The following is a 449-nucleotide window of genomic DNA, read 5'->3' as shown; positions in this document are numbered from 1 at the left end:
TAAGGATGTTGGGGAGCTTAAACTGCCTGCGGGGGTAAAAAGAACTGGGCACTACATAAGGTACTCGTAAGATGTTTTTGTAGAAAAAGCTACAGGCCTGTGCCACCATTCGGCATTTGTCATACCCCGATCCAAACTGTTTCTTAATAAAATTGAGGTAGCTGATGATGTCTTCCTGGGTAATCTCAGCCGGGTCTTTTTGGTTGTAGTACGAAAAAATATACCTCATCTCGGAGGTATAGTTTCGAACGGTTCTTGGGGAGTAATTTTTGGCCGTTAAAAACCCGGCTGCCTTCAGAAGCAACTCCTCGGCTTTCGTATTCAAAGGAACCTGGGCTAGTTCATGGCTTTTTTAAAATCTTTCATAATTGAAATAGTTAGTTATTTATCCTGCCAATTTACTAATTTGTAATCCGTTGTGCCCTCCACCGTAGGTGTTCGGTTCAACA

At 42.3% G+C, this 449-nt stretch carries 1 protein-coding gene; it reads right to left on the bottom strand.

All coding sequences use genetic code 11. The annotated features are described in order from the left end of the window. Positions 1-325, bottom strand: a 325-nt coding sequence (locus C900_RS17840; protein ID WP_040497042.1) for a phage integrase N-terminal SAM-like domain-containing protein, incomplete at its 3' end; no start/stop codon positions are given. Positions 326-449: the final 124 nt, after the last annotated feature.

The organism is Fulvivirga imtechensis AK7 (assembly GCF_000331535.1).
Classification (GTDB): Bacteria; Bacteroidota; Bacteroidia; order Cytophagales; family Cyclobacteriaceae; genus Fulvivirga; species Fulvivirga imtechensis.
This window is presented reverse-complemented; position numbering and strand designations above follow the sequence as displayed.